At 42.5% G+C, this 18,231-nt stretch carries 21 protein-coding genes and 2 riboswitches; of the genes, 5 read left to right on the forward strand and 16 right to left on the reverse strand.

Annotated elements, in window-relative coordinates; genetic code table 11:
- Positions 1-4: 4 nt before the first annotated feature.
- The 10 genes from spoIIIAE to C6W18_RS02750 form a co-directional block, all read right to left on the reverse strand.
- On the reverse strand, positions 5-1,198 hold the full coding sequence (gene spoIIIAE / locus C6W18_RS02705) for a stage III sporulation protein AE (protein WP_105925798.1): 1,194 nt from the start codon (positions 1,196-1,198) through the stop codon (positions 5-7).
- Between the two features lie 19 nt (positions 1,199-1,217).
- Positions 1,218-1,631: a stage III sporulation protein AD gene (gene spoIIIAD / locus C6W18_RS02710; protein WP_087978339.1), complete on the reverse strand. Its 414-nt coding sequence runs from the start codon at positions 1,629-1,631 to the stop codon at positions 1,218-1,220.
- Complete coding sequence (gene spoIIIAC / locus C6W18_RS02715; RefSeq protein WP_003153142.1) at positions 1,628-1,834, reverse strand: stage III sporulation protein AC; 207 nt, start codon at positions 1,832-1,834, stop codon at positions 1,628-1,630. Before spoIIIAC ends, spoIIIAD begins: the two co-directional genes overlap by 4 nt.
- 19 nt (positions 1,835-1,853) lie before the next feature.
- A complete protein-coding gene (gene spoIIIAB, locus C6W18_RS02720; RefSeq protein ID WP_105925800.1) occupies positions 1,854-2,369 on the reverse strand; it encodes a stage III sporulation protein SpoIIIAB in 516 nt (171 codons plus the stop codon).
- Positions 2,363-3,286: a stage III sporulation protein AA gene (gene spoIIIAA, locus C6W18_RS02725; RefSeq protein WP_034319671.1), complete on the reverse strand. Its 924-nt coding sequence runs from the start codon at positions 3,284-3,286 to the stop codon at positions 2,363-2,365. The genes spoIIIAB and spoIIIAA overlap by 7 nt, the downstream gene beginning before the upstream one ends.
- Positions 3,287-3,352: 66 nt before the next feature.
- Positions 3,353-3,637 carry a YqhV family protein gene (locus C6W18_RS02730; protein ID WP_034319668.1) on the reverse strand — a complete coding sequence of 95 codons (285 nt, stop codon included), beginning with the start codon at positions 3,635-3,637 and terminating at the stop codon, positions 3,353-3,355.
- A 172-nt stretch (positions 3,638-3,809) separates the two neighbouring features.
- Positions 3,810-4,367: an elongation factor P gene (efp, locus tag C6W18_RS02735; RefSeq protein ID WP_012010541.1), complete on the reverse strand. Its 558-nt coding sequence runs from the start codon at positions 4,365-4,367 to the stop codon at positions 3,810-3,812.
- A 25-nt stretch (positions 4,368-4,392) separates the two neighbouring features.
- Entirely contained in the window at positions 4,393-5,454 is a 1,062-nt protein-coding gene (locus C6W18_RS02740; protein ID WP_105925802.1) for a M24 family metallopeptidase, read from the reverse strand.
- Entirely contained in the window at positions 5,451-5,894 is a 444-nt protein-coding gene (gene aroQ, locus C6W18_RS02745) for a type II 3-dehydroquinate dehydratase (RefSeq protein ID WP_105925804.1), read from the reverse strand. The genes C6W18_RS02740 and aroQ overlap by 4 nt, the downstream gene beginning before the upstream one ends.
- Positions 5,895-6,002: 108 nt before the next feature.
- The gene (locus C6W18_RS02750) at positions 6,003-6,530 is read right to left on the reverse strand and encodes a YqhR family membrane protein (RefSeq protein WP_034319656.1); all 528 of its coding nucleotides are present in this window, start codon (positions 6,528-6,530) and stop codon (positions 6,003-6,005) included.
- A 221-nt stretch (positions 6,531-6,751) separates the two neighbouring features.
- Here C6W18_RS02750 and C6W18_RS02755 point away from each other — a divergent pair, with 221 nt between their 5' ends.
- Positions 6,752-7,708 carry a DUF1385 domain-containing protein gene (locus tag C6W18_RS02755; RefSeq protein ID WP_105925806.1) on the forward strand — a complete coding sequence of 319 codons (957 nt, stop codon included), beginning with the start codon at positions 6,752-6,754 and terminating at the stop codon, positions 7,706-7,708.
- Between the two features lie 38 nt (positions 7,709-7,746).
- A complete protein-coding gene (locus C6W18_RS02760; protein WP_034319651.1) occupies positions 7,747-8,145 on the forward strand; it encodes an SA1362 family protein in 399 nt (132 codons plus the stop codon).
- Here the strand turns inward: C6W18_RS02760 and C6W18_RS02765 are convergent.
- The 3 genes from C6W18_RS02765 to C6W18_RS02775 all read right to left on the reverse strand — a co-directional run bounded on the left by C6W18_RS02765 (position 8,142) and on the right by C6W18_RS02775 (position 10,478).
- Positions 8,142-9,017 (reverse strand): patatin-like phospholipase family protein, encoded by an 876-nt coding sequence (locus tag C6W18_RS02765; RefSeq protein WP_105925808.1) that lies wholly within the window; start codon positions 9,015-9,017, stop codon positions 8,142-8,144. The genes C6W18_RS02760 and C6W18_RS02765 overlap by 4 nt on opposite strands.
- A gap of 104 nt (positions 9,018-9,121) precedes the next feature.
- Positions 9,122-9,556, reverse strand: coding sequence for a transcriptional regulator MntR (gene mntR, locus C6W18_RS02770; RefSeq protein WP_003215946.1), 435 nt, complete (start codon positions 9,554-9,556; stop codon positions 9,122-9,124).
- Positions 9,557-9,641: 85 nt separating this feature from the next.
- Positions 9,642-10,478, reverse strand: coding sequence for a lipoate--protein ligase family protein (locus C6W18_RS02775; protein WP_099726666.1), 837 nt, complete (start codon positions 10,476-10,478; stop codon positions 9,642-9,644).
- A 220-nt stretch (positions 10,479-10,698) separates the two neighbouring features.
- On the opposite strand from C6W18_RS02775, the gene C6W18_RS02780 reads away from it, so the two are divergent.
- Entirely contained in the window at positions 10,699-11,079 is a 381-nt protein-coding gene (locus C6W18_RS02780) for a rhodanese-like domain-containing protein (RefSeq protein ID WP_099726786.1), read from the forward strand.
- A gap of 42 nt (positions 11,080-11,121) precedes the next feature.
- Here C6W18_RS02780 and gcvPB read toward each other — a convergent pair whose 3' ends face one another.
- From gcvPB to gcvT, 3 genes are read right to left on the reverse strand one after another with little or no spacing between them, the layout of a single operon-like run.
- Complete coding sequence (gene gcvPB, locus C6W18_RS02785; protein WP_105925810.1) at positions 11,122-12,582, reverse strand: aminomethyl-transferring glycine dehydrogenase subunit GcvPB; 1,461 nt, start codon at positions 12,580-12,582, stop codon at positions 11,122-11,124.
- Entirely contained in the window at positions 12,575-13,921 is a 1,347-nt protein-coding gene (gene gcvPA / locus C6W18_RS02790) for an aminomethyl-transferring glycine dehydrogenase subunit GcvPA (protein WP_105925813.1), read from the reverse strand. The genes gcvPB and gcvPA overlap by 8 nt, the downstream gene beginning before the upstream one ends.
- A gap of 16 nt (positions 13,922-13,937) precedes the next feature.
- Positions 13,938-15,035, reverse strand: a complete 1,098-nt coding sequence (gene gcvT / locus C6W18_RS02795) for a glycine cleavage system aminomethyltransferase GcvT (protein WP_105925815.1) — start codon at positions 15,033-15,035, stop codon at positions 13,938-13,940.
- Between the two features lie 104 nt (positions 15,036-15,139).
- Positions 15,140-15,235, reverse strand: a riboswitch (glycine riboswitch).
- A 3-nt stretch (positions 15,236-15,238) separates the two neighbouring features.
- Positions 15,239-15,346: riboswitch (glycine riboswitch) on the reverse strand.
- A gap of 250 nt (positions 15,347-15,596) precedes the next feature.
- Between gcvT and C6W18_RS02800 the strand changes: the two genes are divergently transcribed.
- Together C6W18_RS02800 and C6W18_RS02805 are read left to right on the forward strand one after the other, a co-directional pair.
- Positions 15,597-17,267 carry a DEAD/DEAH box helicase gene (locus C6W18_RS02800; protein WP_034319978.1) on the forward strand — a complete coding sequence of 557 codons (1,671 nt, stop codon included), beginning with the start codon at positions 15,597-15,599 and terminating at the stop codon, positions 17,265-17,267.
- A gap of 14 nt (positions 17,268-17,281) precedes the next feature.
- Complete coding sequence (locus tag C6W18_RS02805) at positions 17,282-18,079, forward strand: YqhG family protein (protein WP_105925817.1); 798 nt, start codon at positions 17,282-17,284, stop codon at positions 18,077-18,079.
- Positions 18,080-18,231: the final 152 nt, after the last annotated feature.

The raw sequence follows: 18,231 nt of genomic DNA on the forward strand, positions 1-18,231 counted from the left end.
CTCCTTACTTCATCATCATGGTCAGATTACCAGCAGTAATGATGACGGTAATGCTTAAAAAGAACATGAGCGACACAACAGCTAGTGCGGCAAATATATAAAGAACACTTTTTGAAATGACATCAAGACAGCTAATAATCGGTCCGCCCCCTAGAGGCTGAAGAATGGCAGCGGCAAGCTTATATATAAGGGCAAGCGACAGAACCTTAATCGCCGGAAAGGCTGCAATGGAAATCAAAATGGCGACTCCTACAAGCCCGACCGTATTTTTGAGCAAAACAGAGGCGCTGATGACTGTATCCGTCGCATCTGTAAACATCCTGCCAAGCACAGGGATGAAATTTCCGGTGATAAATTTGGCTGTACGAAGTGCGATTCCATCACTGATGGCAGCAGATGCACCTTGCACAGAAATGACGCCGAGAAAAACGGTTAAAAAAACGGCTAGTCCGCCAATCGCTACATTTCTTAACAGCTGGGCAAGCTGGGTGACCTTGTATTGTTCGGTCAGCGTACTGACGATGCTCAATATCGCTGATAAAAAGATAAGCGGAAGAACGACATACTGAATAAAAACGCCACTTGTGTTCATCAAAAACAAAATAACAGGATGAAAGAATCCGGCCGAGACAAGCCCGCCTGATGAAGCAATGAGTGCTAATAAAAGAGGAATAAGAGCAAGAATAAAACTGGTCATCGTTTGAATGGCTTCTGTTGCATAGGAAATCGCTACATGAAAGCTGTTTAGTGCAATAATAATGAGTACCATATAAACGAGAGCGTATGCGACTTTACTGACGGTGCTTTGCTCAAAAGCATTTTGCAAAAGCTGCAAAAGCGAACAAAAGATGGTGAGTAAAATCAGTGTTCCAAGGAGCTTTCCATTTGCAATGACCTCATGAAAAAGATAATGAACAAATGCCTTCAGCCACGTTTGTGGAGACAGTTCTTTGTCGCCATCAATCATTTCCTTCACTGTGCCTTTTTGGCTTTCTGGCAGAAAGCCGCCATATTCGTACAATATGGATTCCCAAAAGTCACTGATGGAATGAAGCTCTAATGCATCAGCCTGTCCATTCGCTACTTCTTCTGCTACTGGTTCTTCACTTGATAAAGGCACATTTTCTTCTGCACCTGCATGCGGAGCGATCAGCCAAAAGAAAAGTATAAGTCCTATAACAGCTGTCACCCGTTTCATTGTCATCACCTCTTTTCAATTAAGTCATAGACGGGATCATGCCTAAGATGGTCTCAATGATGACTGTTAAAATCGGGACTGCCATGACTAAGATGAGGATCTTACCGCCAAGCTCTATTTTCGATGCAATGGCGCCTTGTCCAGCATCCTTCGTGAGCTGGGCGCCGAATTCCGCAATATAGGCAATGCCAATAATCTTTAAAATGGTTTCAACATACTTCATGTTGACGCCGGCACTTGCCGCAATTTTTTCAATCATCGAGATAATGGCATAAATTTGATCAATTAAATAAAGAAAAATCACACACCCTGTAAACACAACAAGCATAAAGGCAAAGGTTGGCTTTTGTTCTTTGACGATTAATGCTAAGAAAGTAGCGATTAAACCAAGTCCAACAATTTGTATGATTTCGATTTGTAAGCCCTCCCCTATCCTTGAAATAGAAATACGGCTTTAATCTTTTTAAACAAATCATCTACAATGGTTGCCACCATAAACAAAATGTAGATAAACCCAAGTAGCGTCACCCACTGAGCGTACTCCTTTTTCCCCATTTGATCTAAAATCGTATGGAGAAAGGCCACGACAATGCCTACTCCCGCAATTTGAAAAATGACGTTCACATCAACGCCCATGCTCTCGACTCCCTTCCTCTCACATCAATAAAAGAATCAGTAGTAATCCGCTTAAAAATCCGAGGCTTCTGACCATTTTTTCATTTTTCGCTTGGGCGATTTCAGCTTCCTTCTCCTCTGATTCCAAATGGCCTAAAGCTAGCTTGATATGTTTTTGCTGAGCAGTGACATCATGCTGACCAAGTGTTTCTCCAAAGTGCTTAAGCGCCTCGTATTCGCCTTTTTTCAAAACGGTCTTTTTCCAAACATCCTCCAGACTTTCATTCCATGCATGTCGTGCAGAAAAAGTCCCGATTTTGAGCTTTTCTGCAAATTGTTCAAATAACCGATTCACTGGGGGGCCTACTTGCGACGCAATTTGCTCTGCAGCCCGCGCTAGAGGTGTTTGACCATACATGATTTCAGCTTCAAGAGACTGGAGAGCAAACCGGAGCTGCCGAATTTGCTTAGGCCGATCGCTGTATCGTTTGGCAAACTCGAACCCTCCCCATGTCGTGGCCGCGACAATGAAAATAGCACCAATGAGCTTTAACATACGTCCACTCCCCGCCTCCACTTCATCTCTTGTCCATCTTGGTCATACATCCGTCCGATCGTGCCGGGACCATTTTTTCTATTTAATTCCACATATCGTTCAAACACACGAAGCTGCCATAACGGCTTAAATGATGGCCTTTTATATAGATCTTCAAGTGAATTTCCATGAGCTGAGACGATAATGGTGACTCCGGCATGAATCGCTTCTAAAAGCGCCTGTACATCCTCACTTTTTCCTATTTCATCTACAATGATGACCTCTGGACTCATGGACCGAATCATCATCATTAAGCCCTCAGCCTTAGGACACGCATCAAGCACATCAATCCGGTGCCCAAAATGATGCTGCGGCACCCCTCTTATACACCCGGCAATTTCAGAGCGTTCATCAATAATTCCTGTTTTTCTAGGAGAAATTGTTTTTGTGCCTGTACTAGCAAGACGCGCTACGTCACGCAGCAATGTTGTTTTCCCTGTTTGCGGAGGACCGATAATAAGCGTATTGCACCAATTTTGTTCATATAAATAAGGAAGAAAGGGAAGTGCAATCCCGATTTTTTCTTTTGCGATGCGAATATTAAATGAAGATATATCTCTTAATCCTTTGACGAATCCATTTTCAACGATCACCTTTCCTGCAAGACCGACCCTGTGTCCGCCAGATATGGTGATATAGCCTTGTTTTAATTCTTCCTCAAGTGTGTACATGCTGTAATTGCTTAACCTGCCTAATAGCTGAGACGCATCTTCTCCTGTTGTGTGATAGGAAAGAAAGCGCGGTTTTCCGGCTTGCATCAATTCAATCGGACGATCCGTGCGAATGCGGATTTCTTCTATTTGCGCCCATTCTGTCTCATTTAGAAGCCTGAGTTCTTGTCCAATCGAGTGCGGGAGAATATCCAACAAACTCCGCAACGAATTCCCCTCCTTTTTTTCTTCTCTAAAATGTATGATGCGAGTCGTTAATTATGCCAAGCCGTTTCACTTATAGATCCCAACAAGAATAAACACGACACCAATGAAAATAAACACGAGCTTTGCATAGGATAACTGCCCTGCCATTTGATAGATTCCAATCGTCATGGTGATAATAAAAATGAGCGGCCCGATGATCGCCAATATACTATTGATCACAACCGCTTTGCGTACATCATTTGTAATCAAAATGAGGATGGCTGCTGTTAGTTCAATGGTTGCAGATAAGAACCTCATGCCTGCCATCGCAGCCACTGATGGGTGTATGCCTGGGAAAAGAAATTGTTTCATGTAGAACCTCCAGCTTTTTTTACACTATATGCTTGACTAGCCGGAAGTAGTCTTGTTTTTCAGACGTAGGAGAGATGGATGAGAGAATAGAGTGAAGGCGTTCTTATCGAGAGTCATATTTTTTCAATAAAAAAAGACTGTAAACACGAGGTTTACAGTCTTTCTTCGTTCATTACGCTCTTGAAACGTATGAACCATCAGATGTATTAATCACTAGTTTATCTCCTTGGTTCACAAAGAAAGGAACGTTGACGATTAAACCAGTTTCAGTTTTCGCAGGTTTTGATCCGCCTGATGTTGTGTCACCTTTAATACCAGGCTCTGTTTCTACTACTTCTAGTTCTACCGTGTTTGGAAGTTCAACTCCAAGTGTTTCAGCACCATACATCACGATTTGAACTGACATATTTTCAAGCAAGTATTTTAGCTCATCTTTAATTTGTGTTTCACTTAGTTCAAGCTGCTCGTATGAACTTGTATCCATGAATACATGCTGGTCACCATTTGCATACAAGTATTGCATTGTTTTTGTTTCAATTTGAGCTTTCGCTACTTTTTCACCTGCACGGAATGTTTTTTCTTGAATAGCACCAGTACGAAGGTTACGCAGTTTAGAACGAACAAACGCTGCGCCTTTCCCTGGTTTTACGTGTTGGAAATCCACGACACGCCAAATACCGCCGTCCACTTCAATTGTCAGGCCTGTACGAAAATCGTTTACTGAAATCATTTTGTCATCCTCCTACATTTCACCATCATAATATGATAAGTTCTTTCGGTGAGTGGGTCAATCGTTTATTGCCATCAGCTGTTAGGACTATATCATCCTCAATTCTCACGCCGCCGACATCTGGCAAGTAAATTCCTGGCTCAACTGTTACAACCATTCCCTCTTCTAACACGACCTCTGAGCGTGAGGAAAGACCAGGCGCTTCATGTACTTCCATACCAAGCCCGTGTCCAGTCGAATGCCCGAAGTATTGACCGTAGCCATATTTTTCAATGATGTCTCGTGTGATGCGATCAGCTTCTTTTCCTGTTAAGCCTGGCTTGATTCTATCCACACCAGCGTTTTCTGCTTCTAATACGATATGATAAATTTCCTTTAGCTTGTCGCTTGGCGTTCCGACAGCAATCGTTCTTGTCATATCAGAACAATAGCCTTTATAGTAGGCTCCGAAATCAAGTGTAACCAAATCACCAGATTCAATTACCTTTTCACTCGCTCTCCCGTGTGGCAGGCTTGAACGAACACCTGAGGCGACAATCATATCGAATGAAGATCCTTCAGCACCTTCTTTTCTCATGAAAAATTCAAGCTCGTTCATGACGGCAATTTCTGTCAGGCCCGGCTTGATATAATTGAGAATATGATCGAAGGCGTGATCTGCAATCTTCGCAGCTTCCTCTAATATCTTAATCTCTTCACTAGACTTAATCAAGCGCAACTTTTCAACTGATTCTGAGACAGGAACAAGCTCGATACCGCCTGCTTTTTCAGCATACTGTTGATAAGTGGCAAATGTCATATGGTTTTGTTCAAACCCAAGACGTTTTACCCCAAACTCCCTTGCCGTTTGGGCAGCTGTTTCCACAATGTTTCCTTTATGTTCAATGATGTCATAGCCTTTCACTTGATCCTTGGCTTGTTCTGTGTAGCGAAAATCCGTAATAAAGGCCGCTCGATCCTTTGAAACGACTGCAAGGCCGGCTGATCCAGTAAAGCTGGTCATGTACTGCAAATTAAAGCTGCTCGTAATCACAAGACCATCAATCTCTAATTCGGTTAAAAGTTTTCTTAGTTTTTCAAGCTTCAAGATGCCGTTCCCCCTTCACTGACTAAATAACGAATCGCCAATTTATACCCTTCTAAACCAAGACCAACGATTTGCCCTTGGCATACTGGAGCAAGTACAGAATGATGGCGGAATTCCTCTCTCTTATGAACATTTGAGATATGTACTTCGATGACAGGTAAAGAAATACTTGCAATGGCATCTCTCAGCGCGTAACTATAGTGGGTAAAAGCACCGGGGTTAAACACGACGCCATCGTACTGATCCTCTGCTTCGTGGAGCGCATCGATCAGATCCCCTTCGTGATTTGATTGAAAGAACGTTAGTTGGATATTTGCTCTTTCTGCGAACTGAAACAAATCTGTTTCTAAATCCGTCAGCGTTTTACTTCCATAAACAGCAGGCTCTCTCTTGCCGAGCCTATTTAAGTTGGGTCCATTCAGCATAAGAAAATGAGGCATTTGACCACTCCTTCATCCTAATTCAATCTATTTCGATATCTGTTTCTTTTTCCTTAGAAACCTTTCGTTTCCAAAAATATTTTATCATATGAATGGGCGATTTACACTTTATTCTGTCTTTTTCCCGAGTGCCCTTGCTAGCTTCTGACTCGTTAATTCATTGTATTCAAACGAAATACTGTATCCAATAAACATGCCATATAAAATATATAGGCAAAATGTCGTCACAATGGTGCTTTGCTGTAAATCTTGTACTTGCTTCACATCTGGGAAAATAGGATTAAATACATAAAAAACAAGCAACCATAATAGTCCCCCATAAATGAGACCCACCCAAAAACCTTTGACCCGTTTTAAAAGCCCATAATAAATAAAGGCCGCTCCAATAGATAAAAGCCCTAAAAGCACAATACTAATAAAAGTGCCAAGTCCTCCCTTTTTCCATTCTCCGAGCACAAAAGGCTGAAGCAGCATATTCGGACTCACCTCTGAAAAATGAAACATATGGGTCAGAAATCCGATAAAGCTCCAAAAAACACCGCCAACAAAGCCCGTAGCAGCTGCTCTTGCCACGAGCGATGACGTTTGCACTGACTGATTTTTTTCTTCTTGCTTTTTCTTTTCATCACGTTTCATATGAACACCTCCAGCAAGTAGTATGTCCAATATGTCATGAAAAAAAAGGATTTCCATGCGTGAGTGTAAAATTTTTATAACAGGGTATACTGGCTAAAAAGAGGTAGATAGAATTCTAGTAGATAATCGACCTGTGAGCTAGTGATTTCCCCTCATTTCCTGTACAATGAAGGTATAAGGAAATGCATGTAAATTACAGGAAACAGGCAGGTTGATGAAATATGTCCAATCAAACAAAACCTCCAGCATATGGAGGGCAGGCAGTTGTCGAAGGTGTCATGTTCGGAGGTAAAAAGAACTATGTGACAGCGATTCGGCGTAAGGATCAGTCCATTGAGTTTTTGAAGCTTCCCCGGACCTCCAATAAACGAACCGCCTTTCTCAAGAAAATCCCATTTGTCAGGGGTGTTGCTGCACTTGTTGAAGCAAGCGCAAACGGCAGTAAGCACTTAAACTTCTCCAGTGAGCGCTATGACTTAGATCCTTCTGAAGATCATTCTCTTGAAAAAGAACAAAAAGGCTCGAAGTTATCGATGATCTTTGGCATTGCTGTGATCGGAGTTCTCTCTCTTCTCTTTAGTAAATTTGTCTTTACCCTAGTACCTGTCTTTTTAGCTGAGCTTGTGCGGCCTATTTTCTCAGGGAATTTCGCACAAATCGCAGTTGAAACATTCTTTAAATTGATCCTGTTATTAGGCTATATTTACTTTATTTCCATGACCCCTTTAATTAAAAGGGTATTTCAATATCATGGCGCAGAACATAAAGTCATAAACTGCTATGAACAGAATCTTGACATCACAGTGGAAAATGTCCAAAGCCAGTCCCGGCTGCATTATCGATGCGGCAGCAGCTTTATTTTATTCACTGTCATTGTCGGAATGTTCGTCTATTTACTCGTACCGACAGATCCTTTATGGGTAAGAGTTCTGAACCGCTTGGCGCTCATTCCTGTTGTTCTGGGCATTTCATTTGAAGTCTTGCAGCTCACGAACAAACTCCGTGACGTGCCTGTGCTAAAAGTGCTTGGCTATCCTGGTCTTTGGCTGCAATTGCTCACAACAAAAGAACCCTCTGACGATCAAGTCGAGGTAGCCATTGCAAGTTTTAAAGAACTTCTTCGTTTAGAGGAAGCGTCTGAGAAACAAGCGTCAGATTCTGCTCATCAAGTGATCTAGCTTATAAATCCGGTAAATTCCTTCGGAGGTGGACAGTTATGAATCGCCGAGTACATCCTGCTTTTACCATTATTTTCGCTTTAGGTGTTTTGGGATTTGTGTATTTACTCACAACGAACCCAGGCAGACTCTTTACGATGCTGCTATCAGTTGTGATCATTGGAGCGGTTGTGTTTTTCCTATTTAGATGGCTGATGAATCGAAGAACTGGAACAGAAGGCAATCTTTATCGTAAAGCAGTCAAACAATCAAAACGTCGCTACCAGCAGCAGCCTAAACCAAAAACGAAAAGCCAGATGAAAAATCGGGTCACTCATTTGCGAAGCGTGCCGACTGACCACAAGTCTAAGCCCGTCCTTCTCAAAAAGAAAAGCCAAACACAATTGACTGTGATTGAAGGCAAGAAAAACAAAAAGAAGAACCGCGCCTTATTTTAAAAAGTCCAGCTTTTTAAAAATTGCTCGGCCTTCTGTCTACCTAGATCGACGAGCGCCCTTTTCTTTTCTGTCATGAGATGAAAATCAGTGGCAATGACATGTTCTACAGGAATAAAAATAATATGACGTTCGTGTTTTGTGGCGATATGTCTTTCGTCATGCGCACCACGCATCGTTTCAAAAAGAGCGCCAAACAGTTCAAACGCATTGCGGATGGAGTGTTGAGGGCGTTCTTTTTCATTTGGGGTTAACGTGACGCCAACGAACGGTCTTTTTTTCTCTTCAGCAAATAACCAAATCGGGAAGTTACTGAGGACTCCGCCATCAACAATGGTACAAATGCCTTTTGAAGACTTTAGTTTGACTGGCTCGAAAAAATACGGCAGGCTGCAGCTCATGCGAATGGCTCGTGCAACGGAAAACCGTTCTGGATTTAATCCATATGAAGGAAGGTCGTCTGGCAGGACGAGGATTCTTCCATTTGTTAAGTCAGAAGCAATGATTTTGAGCGAATTTTTTTTAAGATCCCCAAATACGGTAACCCCTTTTCGTTTTAAAACATCTGTGAGCCATTTTTCCAGTCGGTCTCCTTTGTAAAGACCAAGACGCCAATAAATGGATACCCACCTGAGCATTTTAAACGGGATGAATTGACACCTTCGGTCGAGCAATTGATGTTCATCCATTTCATCTAAAAGCTCCCGAATCTCCTGACTTGTAAAACCTGCTGCGATAAGTGAAGCAATAATCGCACCAGCACTTGTACCAGCAAGCCGGACAAATTGAAATCCTCTCGCTTCAAGCGCTTCATAAGCACCTGCAAGCGCTGCACCCTTAATGCCTCCACCTGAGAACACACCATCTATCTTCATTCAGGAGCCCCCTTTTTATCTCACACTATTAATAGTGTAGGAGCATTTGCTTTCAATTAGAACTTTATTCAAAAAGGACACCCTCAGTATGGGTGTCCTTTTTCTTAAGATTCTTGATTTGTTTGTTCGTTTTTCTTTTGAATCGCTTTCAGCTGTACAGATCGCTCGTCGTTTTCTTCAAAGAATTGAACAAGATCGCCAATGCGGTCAATGCTGTTCCAGCTGAGATGATGCTCAATGCCTTCTACATCATCATAAATCTTCTCTTCATCTACACCAATGATTCTTAAAAATTGCTCTAGCAGTTCATGTCTGTATACGAGACGTTTTCCAATTTTTTTGCCTTTCGGGGTTAAAATCAGACCACGATATTTCTCATAAATGAGGTATTCATCTTTATCTAGCTTCTGAACCATTTTTGTTACAGAGGAGGGATGGACAGCGAGGGCTTCTGCAATATCAGATACTCTGGCATATCCTTTTTCTTCTATCAGCATATAAATTTGTTCAATATAATCTTCCATACTAGGTGTAGTCATAAAACCCCTCCAAAATGCACCTTTACTTAATAATCATAACAATTCTACACCATCGCCCATTAAAAGACAAGAAGTGTCCATCGTCTTAACGCTTGTAATTCCAATCATCTGAGGCATATTTCGTTTTGGCGAGATGGTGGACAAACGCTAATTCTTCATCTGTCAGTTCATAAGGTACAAGCTCGATATTTAATCCTTTTTCAAACCCTCGTTTAAACGCCACACGGGCATCGTCTAATGTACATGTTCGATCTGAAATTTCATTGATTGCGACCGCCTTGTTTTTAAAGCTGCGCTGCATCCGCTCTCTTACCCGGTCGTTTGGATAAAGAAACAAATCGAACAATTTGTCTTCATCAAGGTCAATTAAGATCGAGCCATGCTGAAGGATCACACCTTTTTGTCTCGTTTGAGCACTGCCTGCTACTTTTCTGCCTTCTACGACAAGCTCGTACCACGAAGGAGCATCAAAGCATACAGACGATCTTGGGTTTTTTAAGCTTTCCTTTTCTTTTTCTGTACGAGGAATGGCAAAATACGCATCAAGTCCCAGTTCTTTAAAGCCCTCTAAAATGCCTTCTGAAATGACGCGGTACGCCTCAGTCACTGTCGCTGGCATTTCTGGATGCTCCTCTGACACAATGACGCTGTAGGTCAGCTCCTGATCATGAAGAACCCCCCGCCCGCCTGTTGGTCTGCGGACAAATCCGAGACCATAGCGCTTGACCGCTTCCATGTTAATTTCTTTTTCAACATGCTGAAAATATCCAACAGACAATGTTGCCGGATCCCACCCATAAAAACGGATCACAGGCGGGATGAGCTTCTCACTATGCCAATAAAGCAAGGCTTCGTCCATTGCCATGTTAAAGGCAGGGTCTTGGTTTCCTGTATCAATGAAACACCATTTCTCTTTTTGCATATAAAAATCCCTTCTCTTTTACGTAGTCAATGTTAGATGATGGTGGTGACCACCGATTTTCTCTCTTCATCAGTCTATCAAATAGGGAAGGAATTGAAAATAATTCTGACCATTTATGATGACAAGTTTCTTTTGCTTTACTATAATAGTATTTGTCTAAAACGTACCATCAGACAGACCACTGTGCTGATGCTCAAGAAGGAGTCGAGTCGTATTGCCAATATTCAACTATATCGTCCTCTCACTTTGTGGACTTTTCGTTCTTTATTCCATCGGCAGCTACATTTATCAGCAGCGCATTATGAAAACGCTGACGGAAGAAGAATTCATTAAAGGTTACCGCAAAGCTCAACTCATTGATGTGAGAGAGCCAAATGAGTTTGAAGGCGGACATATTTTAGGGGCAAGAAACATCCCCCTTTCACAACTAAAGCAGCGAAAAAATGAAATACGTCCTGACAAGCCTGTTTATCTCTATTGCCAAAATAATTTGAGAAGCGGGAAAGCAGCCCAAACTTTACGTAAAAACGGCTGTCGTGAGATTTATAATTTAAAGGGCGGCTTTAAAAAATGGGGCGGCCGCATCAAAACGAAAAACTAATAAAAAAGACTCTGGGAGCTAGCCGCCCCCTTTGAGTCTTTTTTATTTTCTCTCAAACACAAGAACTGGATTCCGTGCAGCCTTTGTTTCGTCCATTCGTTTGACAACCGTTGTATGCGGTGCTTCCTGCACCACTTCTGGATTCTCTTCTGCTTCTTTTGCAATTTGAATCATCGCTTCAATGAATGCATCAAGTGTTTCTTTTGATTCTGTTTCAGTTGGTTCAATCATGATACATTCCTCTACATTCAGCGGGAAATAGATCGTTGGCGGATGATAGCCAAAATCAAGTAATCGTTTGGCAATATCAAGTGTCCGCACACCTAGTTTCTTCTGACGTTTACCTGAAAGGACAAATTCATGTTTACAATGACGATCAAATGGCAAATCGTAATGAGCACATAAGCGGCGCATCATATAGTTCGCATTTAACACCGCATTATCAGTCACAGCCTTTAAGCCGTCTGGTCCCATAGAGCGGATATACGCATAAGCTCTGACATTGATGCCAAAGTTGCCATAGAACGGTTTCACACGGCCAATGGATTCTGGGCGATCGTAATCAAAGGAATAACGACCTTCTTTCTTCACAAGCACTGGCTTTGGCAAGTATGGAATCAAATCCTTTTTCACGCCAACTGGACCTGAACCAGGACCTCCGCCTCCGTGTGGACCTGTAAATGTTTTATGAAGATTTAAGTGAACCACATCAAATCCCATATCCCCTGGTCTTGCTCTGCTTAAAACAGCATTCAAGTTCGCACCGTCATAATAAAGCTTACCGCCAGCCCCGTGAACGATTTCAGCCATTTCTAAAATGTTTTCTTCAAAAAGGCCGAGTGTATTCGGGTTTGTCAGCATAAGCGCAGCTGTTTCTTCATTGACAACACGGCGTAAATCCTCTAAATCAACAAGCCCATTTTCATCAGATGCGACGGTAATCGTTTCAAACCCAGCCACTGTCGCAGATGCCGGATTCGTTCCATGAGCAGAATCCGGCACGATGACTTTTGTTCGTTTATGATCTCCTCTCGCTTCATGGTACGCACGAATCATCATGAGTCCTGTCCATTCGCCATGTGCTCCTGCCGCAGGCTGTAATGTCACCGCGTCCATCCCTGTGATTTCTTCAAGATGGTCACCTAGGTCATAAAGTAATTCTAATGCTCCTTGCACAGTGTCTGCTTCTTGGAGTGGATGAATTTGCGAGAAGCCTGCAAGGCGTGCGACCTTTTCGTTAATCTTTGGATTATATTTCATCGTACAAGAGCCAAGAGGGTAAAATCCGGAATCAACTCCATGATTACGTCTTGATAGTGCCGTATAATGACGCATGATATCAAGCTCAGATACTTCCGGAAGCTCAGCATCCTCATGACGGATGTACGTTTCATCAAATAGAGCTGGGAGCTCCTGTTCAGGTACATCTAAATCAGGCAGGCTATAACCAATTCTTCCTTCTTTGGATAATTCAAAAATAAGCGGCTGATCTTGTTTATTCATGGCGATCCCCCAATTCCTTGATGAACGTATCAATTTCTTCTTTTGTTCTTAGCTCTGTCACGGCTACAAGCATGTGCTGCTGAAGCTCTGGGTAATCTCTCCCTAGGTCATAGCCACCGATGATCCCTTTTTCAAGCAATCGTTTATTGACCTCTTTCACAGGCTCATTTAACTTGATCACAAATTCATTAAAATGGGCACCTTCTACATCAGCCTGGAGCCCTTGTTTTTCCGCCTGCATCTTGGCATAATGGGCTTTTTGCACGTTTTGATAGGCGATTTCTTTTATACCTGTTTTTCCCAGCGCCGTCATCGCAACAGAAGCGGCTAACGCATTTAATGCCTGATTCGAACAAATATTTGACGTCGCTTTATCTCTTCGAATGTGCTGTTCACGTGCTTGAAGGGTCAGCACAAATCCACGAACGCCATTCTCATCTTCTGTTTGTCCGACTAAGCGCCCTGGCACTTTTCGCATTAATTTTTTCGTCACGGCAAAATACCCACAATGAGGTCCGCCAAATGCAGCCGGAATACCAAACGGCTGTGCATCACCAACGACAATATCTGCCCCAAGTTTTCCTGGCGGCGTCAGTAAGCCGAGTGCAAGCGGATTACTTGAGACAATGAACAGGCTCTTTCCTTTATGTGCAATCGGTTCAATCTCTTTTAACGGTTCTACTACACCGAAAAAGTTTGGATATTGTACAAGAACAGCTGCTGTTTCGTCGCAGACGGCCGCTTCTAATGCAGCTATATCCGTCTGTCCTTTTCGCGCAGGTACCTCGACTACTTCAATATGCTGTCCTTTGGCATATGTTTTCAGCACCGCTCTTGATTCAGGATGAACCGTCTCAGAGACCACAATCTTTTTCTTCTTTGTATGCCCTGCAGCCAGCATCCCCGCTTCAGCTAATGCGGTTCCGCCATCATACATCGAGGAGTTGGCAAGATCCATGCCGGTCAGCTCAGCAATCATCGTTTGAAATTCAAAGATCGCCTGCAATTCGCCTTGCGAAATCTCGGGCTGATAAGGTGTATACGCTGTATAAAATTCAGAACGTGAGATGACGTGATCGACAATGACAGGCTGATAATGATCATACACACCAGCACCAAGAAACGATGCATAGGAAACAGTATCCTTATTCTTTGCAGCTAAGAGAGATAATTCCCGCACAAGCTGTGTTTCGGATGCGGCTTCTTTGATGTTGTATGCTCCTTTGAATCTTACTTTCTCTGGGATATCTGAAAAAAGCTCATCAATCGACTGAACGCCAATGACATCCAGCATTTCTCTTTGATCTTGCTCGGTTTGCGGCAAATACCTGTGCTTCATCCTCTATTCCCCCTCGTTATTTGGCTCTTTTATAAAATGGTGTGGCGACGATTTTGGCTTTTAGACGTTTTTTACGAATTTGTACTTCCACTTCTGCCTGAAGCTGCGCCTCTGATGTTTCGATCAGAACAAGCCCGACATTTTTCTTGAACGTTGGAGATTGTGTGCCCGTTGTGACAATTCCAATCTGCTTCTCTCCTGAAAAGACCGGATAGTCTGTTCGCGGAATCCCTTTATCAATCATTTCAATGCCGACAAGCTTTCGCTTCGCTCCTTCTTCTTTTTGCTTTTTGAGCGCGTCTTTCCCAATAAAATGGACTTCTTTATCCGTTTTGACAGCAAAACCAATCCCGCCCTCTAATGGGGAAATATCCTTTGTGAGCTCCTGACCATAAAGCGGCAGTCTAGCTTCAAATCTTAAGGTGTCACGTGCACCGAGCCCGCACGGTATTAACCCTTTAGGCTGGCCCGCTTCTAATAAAGCCGACCAAATGTGAACGGCATCTTCTGACTGGCAGTAGATTTCAAAGCCGTCTTCTCCTGTGTAGCCGGTTCTTGAAACAAGCACCTCTTTTTGAGCGACCTCAGCTTGTGATAAAAACGTAAATGGCTTGAGAGATGTCACCTCTTCGTCCGCCACATCCTTGATGATGTCAGCAGCAAGAGGTCCTTGAAGTGCTAGCAAGGCGATTTGATCAGAGACATTCTTGATCAATACATCATCCTCCCCTTGATGCTGGAGCAGCCAATCCACATCTTTTTCGATATTTGATGCATTAATGACAAGCAAATAGTTGTTCTTTTCTTTTTGATAGACGAGCAGGTCATCCACTGTCCCGCCATCTTCATAACACATAGCTGTATATAGTGCCTTACCATCCGTCAGCTTAGACAGATCATTGGTTAATAGCCTTTGTAAAAAAGGAAGGGCATCTTGCCCTTTGACTTCCACCTCACCCATGTGAGACACATCAAAAAGCCCTGCTTTTGTTCGAACAGCTTCATGTTCTTCTTTAATGGAAGAAAATTGGACAGGTAATTCCCAGCCCCCGAAGTCAATGGTTTTTGCGCCAAACATTTCATACGCATGAAAAAGCGGTGTTCGTTTCAACATCAATCGTTTCCCCCTTTTTTCTTACAGTGCAGACCACAAGCTGAATTTTCAGAAAAAAATCACAGCAAAAAAGGACAGAGAGCTCCCTTTTATCAAAAAGAAGTCTCTGTCCTTGCACCTGAAAGTTTACAGCACAACATCATTGTGCGTTTTCCCCTTTGGTGGTTTGCTAAAAAACAATGAGCAAACACTCTCCAGAGTTGCGTCCGGTAAGAGTACTTTTGCCTGAGAGATTCACTGAATCAATTCAGCTTGCTCCTTCGGCGCCTGCCAGTGCTAAATAACCGCCAAGTCTCTCCCCATACCATCATCCGCTCATATTCTTCACATTTATTGGACATACTATCAAAATGGGTGACTTATTTTCTATATCACTTACCAACATCCTACCATTAGAAACGGATCAAGAGCAACAGAAAAATCATTAACATTTTTAAAATAAATGTTCAATATCGTTCGCTTTTATTGAAATATATAGTCTTTTAAAGACCCCTTAAAAAATGAAGCGTTTAAAAACAGAACGATTTTATCACAAACTAATTAGAAAGGCAGGCGATGACATTGAATATTCAAACGATTTTTGATCAGGAATGGGCAAGTGAATTTCAGCAGCGGCTTTCAGCAGACGGTCCCTGGGCGAACTGGGATATGTACCGATTAGCGACGCAGGTTCAGAAAGTCACAGCAATTGATTCATTCGAGGGTTTGCAAGCTCCCGCACACCTGCCTGCATTCACTCCTTTAAAGCACCAGCTCGAAGTGGCTAGAAGAGTCGTAGAAGAGATGAACGGGAAAGCCATTTTAGCAGATGAAGTGGGACTTGGGAAAACTGTAGAAGCAGGACTCATTATCAAAGAATACATGATTCGTGGACTTGCCAAAAAGATTCTCATTCTCGTCCCCGCCTCCCTTGTGTCTCAATGGGTGCAGGAGCTGCGGACGAAATTTTACATTGATGCTGTCGAACAAAAAAAGAGCTATGTATGGGAGCAGTGTGACGTCGTGGTTTCCTCAATTGATACAGCCAAAAGACAGCCGCATCGAGACACGATTTTATCAATCGCCTACGATATGGTCATTATTGATGAAGCACACAAACTAAAAAACAATAAAACGAAAAACTATGAATTTGTGAGAAATCTAAACAAAAAGTTCTGCCTGCTGCTGACAGCTACGCCTATTCAAAACCGAATCGGAGAAATTTTCAATCTCGTTTCCCTTCTGAAGCCTGGCCACCTAGGCAATGAACATCAGTTTAAAGATGTTTTTGCCAAAAAGGACTTGCAGCTTGAAGACCATGATCGATTGAAACAGCTAGTCAATAAAGTGATGATTCGTAACCGAAGACAAGACACAGGCATCGAGTGGTCAAAACGGCATGTCAAAACGATCTCCATTCATTTCTCTCCGACAGAGCAAGCGTTATATGATGAAATTTGTAAGCTGAAAGAGAATCCATCTTATACAAAGCACATGTTTTCAATCATGACCTTGGAACGAGAATGCTGCTCAAGCCGCGAGGCGGTCTATATGACGATCAAAAAAATGCAGGAAGAAGAAAAACACATTCTAGGATCTTCTGCCATTGCGCAAATCATGGAGAAAATCAATCAAGTTGAGCAAAATTCAAAGGCGCTGGAAGTCGTCAAACTCATTCAGCAGTTAAATGAGAAGGTCATTATTTTCACTGAATATCGTGCGACACAAATTTATTTACAATGGTTTCTTCAGCAAAACGGCATTAGCTCGGTTCCTTTTCGAGGCGGCTTTAAGCGGAGCAAAAAAGACTGGATGAAAGATTTATTTAGAGAACGGGCTCAAGTGTTAATTGCTACAGAAGCCGGCGGCGAAGGGATTAACCTTCAGTTTTGTAACCAGATCATCAACTACGACCTTCCGTGGAATCCAATGCGTCTAGAACAGAGAATTGGACGTATTCATCGCCTTGGCCAAGAACGGGATGTCCACATTTACAATATGGCAACGAACGGAACAGTCGAAGAGCATATTTTGAAGCTTTTATATGAAAAAATTCAGCTATTTGAAAATGTCATTGGCGATCTAGATGATATTTTAACGCGAATTGATATCCAAGAGGCCGAAACAGAATTGCATCATATTCTCTTTCAGCACGAATCTGACGGAGACATGAAAAAGAAATTAACTCAGTTTGCTTCCTATTTAACAGAAGCACAAACACCGCTTTTAGAAAAAAGGCAGCAAGGCTCATAAAGGAGAGTTGATCAATGGAGCAGCGTGACATTCACACATTTCTTCTCCGTTTCTTTCAGGCGAATCAATGCGACATATTAGAAGAAAGTGCAGGACATATGACAGTACAACTGACAATTCAAATGGATAAATTGATTATGAACCGCCCTTTTTATTGGCACTGGCTTGAAAAAACAGGAGGTGTACCTGAGCCACGGCAATTGACCTTAATCACCGATCAAAAAAAAGCCGGTGATGCGGTCGAAGGTGAATTTGTCCACTTCGGCTCCCCTCGTTTATTTCAAATATTCGAGGCTGTTAAACAGCAGGGCCGATTTATCCGGCTCTATGAAAGAGTGAAGCCGCTCAACAACAACCAAATCGCACTGGAGCCATGGCTTGGTCTCAATGTGAAAATATCCTATCTGGCAGACCGTAAAAAGGATAAGCTGCTATCACTTGGGCTTCATCTGATACGAGGAGAAGTCATAGAACAATTTCAAGAAAAGCTGGAAGCCCGTGAGCTGTCATCTCAAATTCCTGATTATTGCTTTACGATGAGTACAATGATTAAGCCAGAAAGCGGCGTCAAACGGCTCTATAGCCTGATGAAGCATTATGCCCATGAGGAGCCGGACGATTGGGCGGTGAGGGCTGTTCAAAAGTGGAAGGAAGACTCGGAACTTTTAAACCAATTTTATGAAGGGACTTCAGACACATCTGTAGAATATGAAATAGAAAGACAAGCACTTAAAACTTTATACGAACCAAAAATCAGTCTTACGATTGAAAATGGCGGGCTTTTTTACTTACAGCAAAAAAGAGGAGGCTGACTCACGAGTCCCCCTCCCCTTCATGTGACATACAATTTTCGATCAGTCAAAAGCAAAGTTTGTCTGTTTGTATTGGGCGGAAACATGACGCAAGCAATCTATGAGGTCTTACCACCTGTGTCTTTCCATTTAATGCGTTAAGTGCCTGAAAT

The organism is Bacillus sp. LLTC93 (assembly GCF_002993125.1).
In the GTDB taxonomy this organism is placed as follows: Bacteria; Bacillota; Bacilli; order Bacillales; family Bacillaceae; genus Bacillus; species Bacillus zhangzhouensis.

Excerpts from the sequence above, each read along its gene's own strand:
- spoIIIAE (WP_105925798.1), bottom strand. The coding sequence starts at position 1,198 with ATGAAACGGGTGACAGCTGTTATAGGACTTATACTTTTCTTTTGGCTG.
- spoIIIAC (WP_003153142.1), bottom strand. The coding sequence starts at position 1,834 with ATGGGCGTTGATGTGAACGTCATTTTTCAAATTGCGGGAGTAGGCATT.
- spoIIIAB (WP_105925800.1), bottom strand. The coding sequence starts at position 2,369 with ATGTTAAAGCTCATTGGTGCTATTTTCATTGTCGCGGCCACGACATGG.
- C6W18_RS02730 (WP_034319668.1), bottom strand. The coding sequence starts at position 3,637 with ATGAAACAATTTCTTTTCCCAGGCATACACCCATCAGTGGCTGCGATG.
- efp (WP_012010541.1), bottom strand. The coding sequence starts at position 4,367 with ATGATTTCAGTAAACGATTTTCGTACAGGCCTGACAATTGAAGTGGAC.
- aroQ (WP_105925804.1), bottom strand. The coding sequence starts at position 5,894 with ATGCCTCATTTTCTTATGCTGAATGGACCCAACTTAAATAGGCTCGGC.
- C6W18_RS02750 (WP_034319656.1), bottom strand. The coding sequence starts at position 6,530 with ATGAAACGTGATGAAAAGAAAAAGCAAGAAGAAAAAAATCAGTCAGTG.
- C6W18_RS02755 (WP_105925806.1), top strand. The coding sequence starts at position 6,752 with ATGTCCAATCAAACAAAACCTCCAGCATATGGAGGGCAGGCAGTTGTC.
- C6W18_RS02760 (WP_034319651.1), top strand. The coding sequence starts at position 7,747 with ATGAATCGCCGAGTACATCCTGCTTTTACCATTATTTTCGCTTTAGGT.
- C6W18_RS02765 (WP_105925808.1), bottom strand. The coding sequence starts at position 9,017 with ATGAAGATAGATGGTGTGTTCTCAGGTGGAGGCATTAAGGGTGCAGCG.
- mntR (WP_003215946.1), bottom strand. The coding sequence starts at position 9,556 with ATGACTACACCTAGTATGGAAGATTATATTGAACAAATTTATATGCTG.
- C6W18_RS02775 (WP_099726666.1), bottom strand. The coding sequence starts at position 10,478 with ATGCAAAAAGAGAAATGGTGTTTCATTGATACAGGAAACCAAGACCCT.
- gcvPB (WP_105925810.1), bottom strand. The coding sequence starts at position 12,582 with ATGAATAAACAAGATCAGCCGCTTATTTTTGAATTATCCAAAGAAGGA.
- gcvPA (WP_105925813.1), bottom strand. The coding sequence starts at position 13,921 with ATGAAGCACAGGTATTTGCCGCAAACCGAGCAAGATCAAAGAGAAATG.
- gcvT (WP_105925815.1), bottom strand. The coding sequence starts at position 15,035 with ATGTTGAAACGAACACCGCTTTTTCATGCGTATGAAATGTTTGGCGCA.
- C6W18_RS02805 (WP_105925817.1), top strand. The coding sequence starts at position 17,282 with ATGGAGCAGCGTGACATTCACACATTTCTTCTCCGTTTCTTTCAGGCG.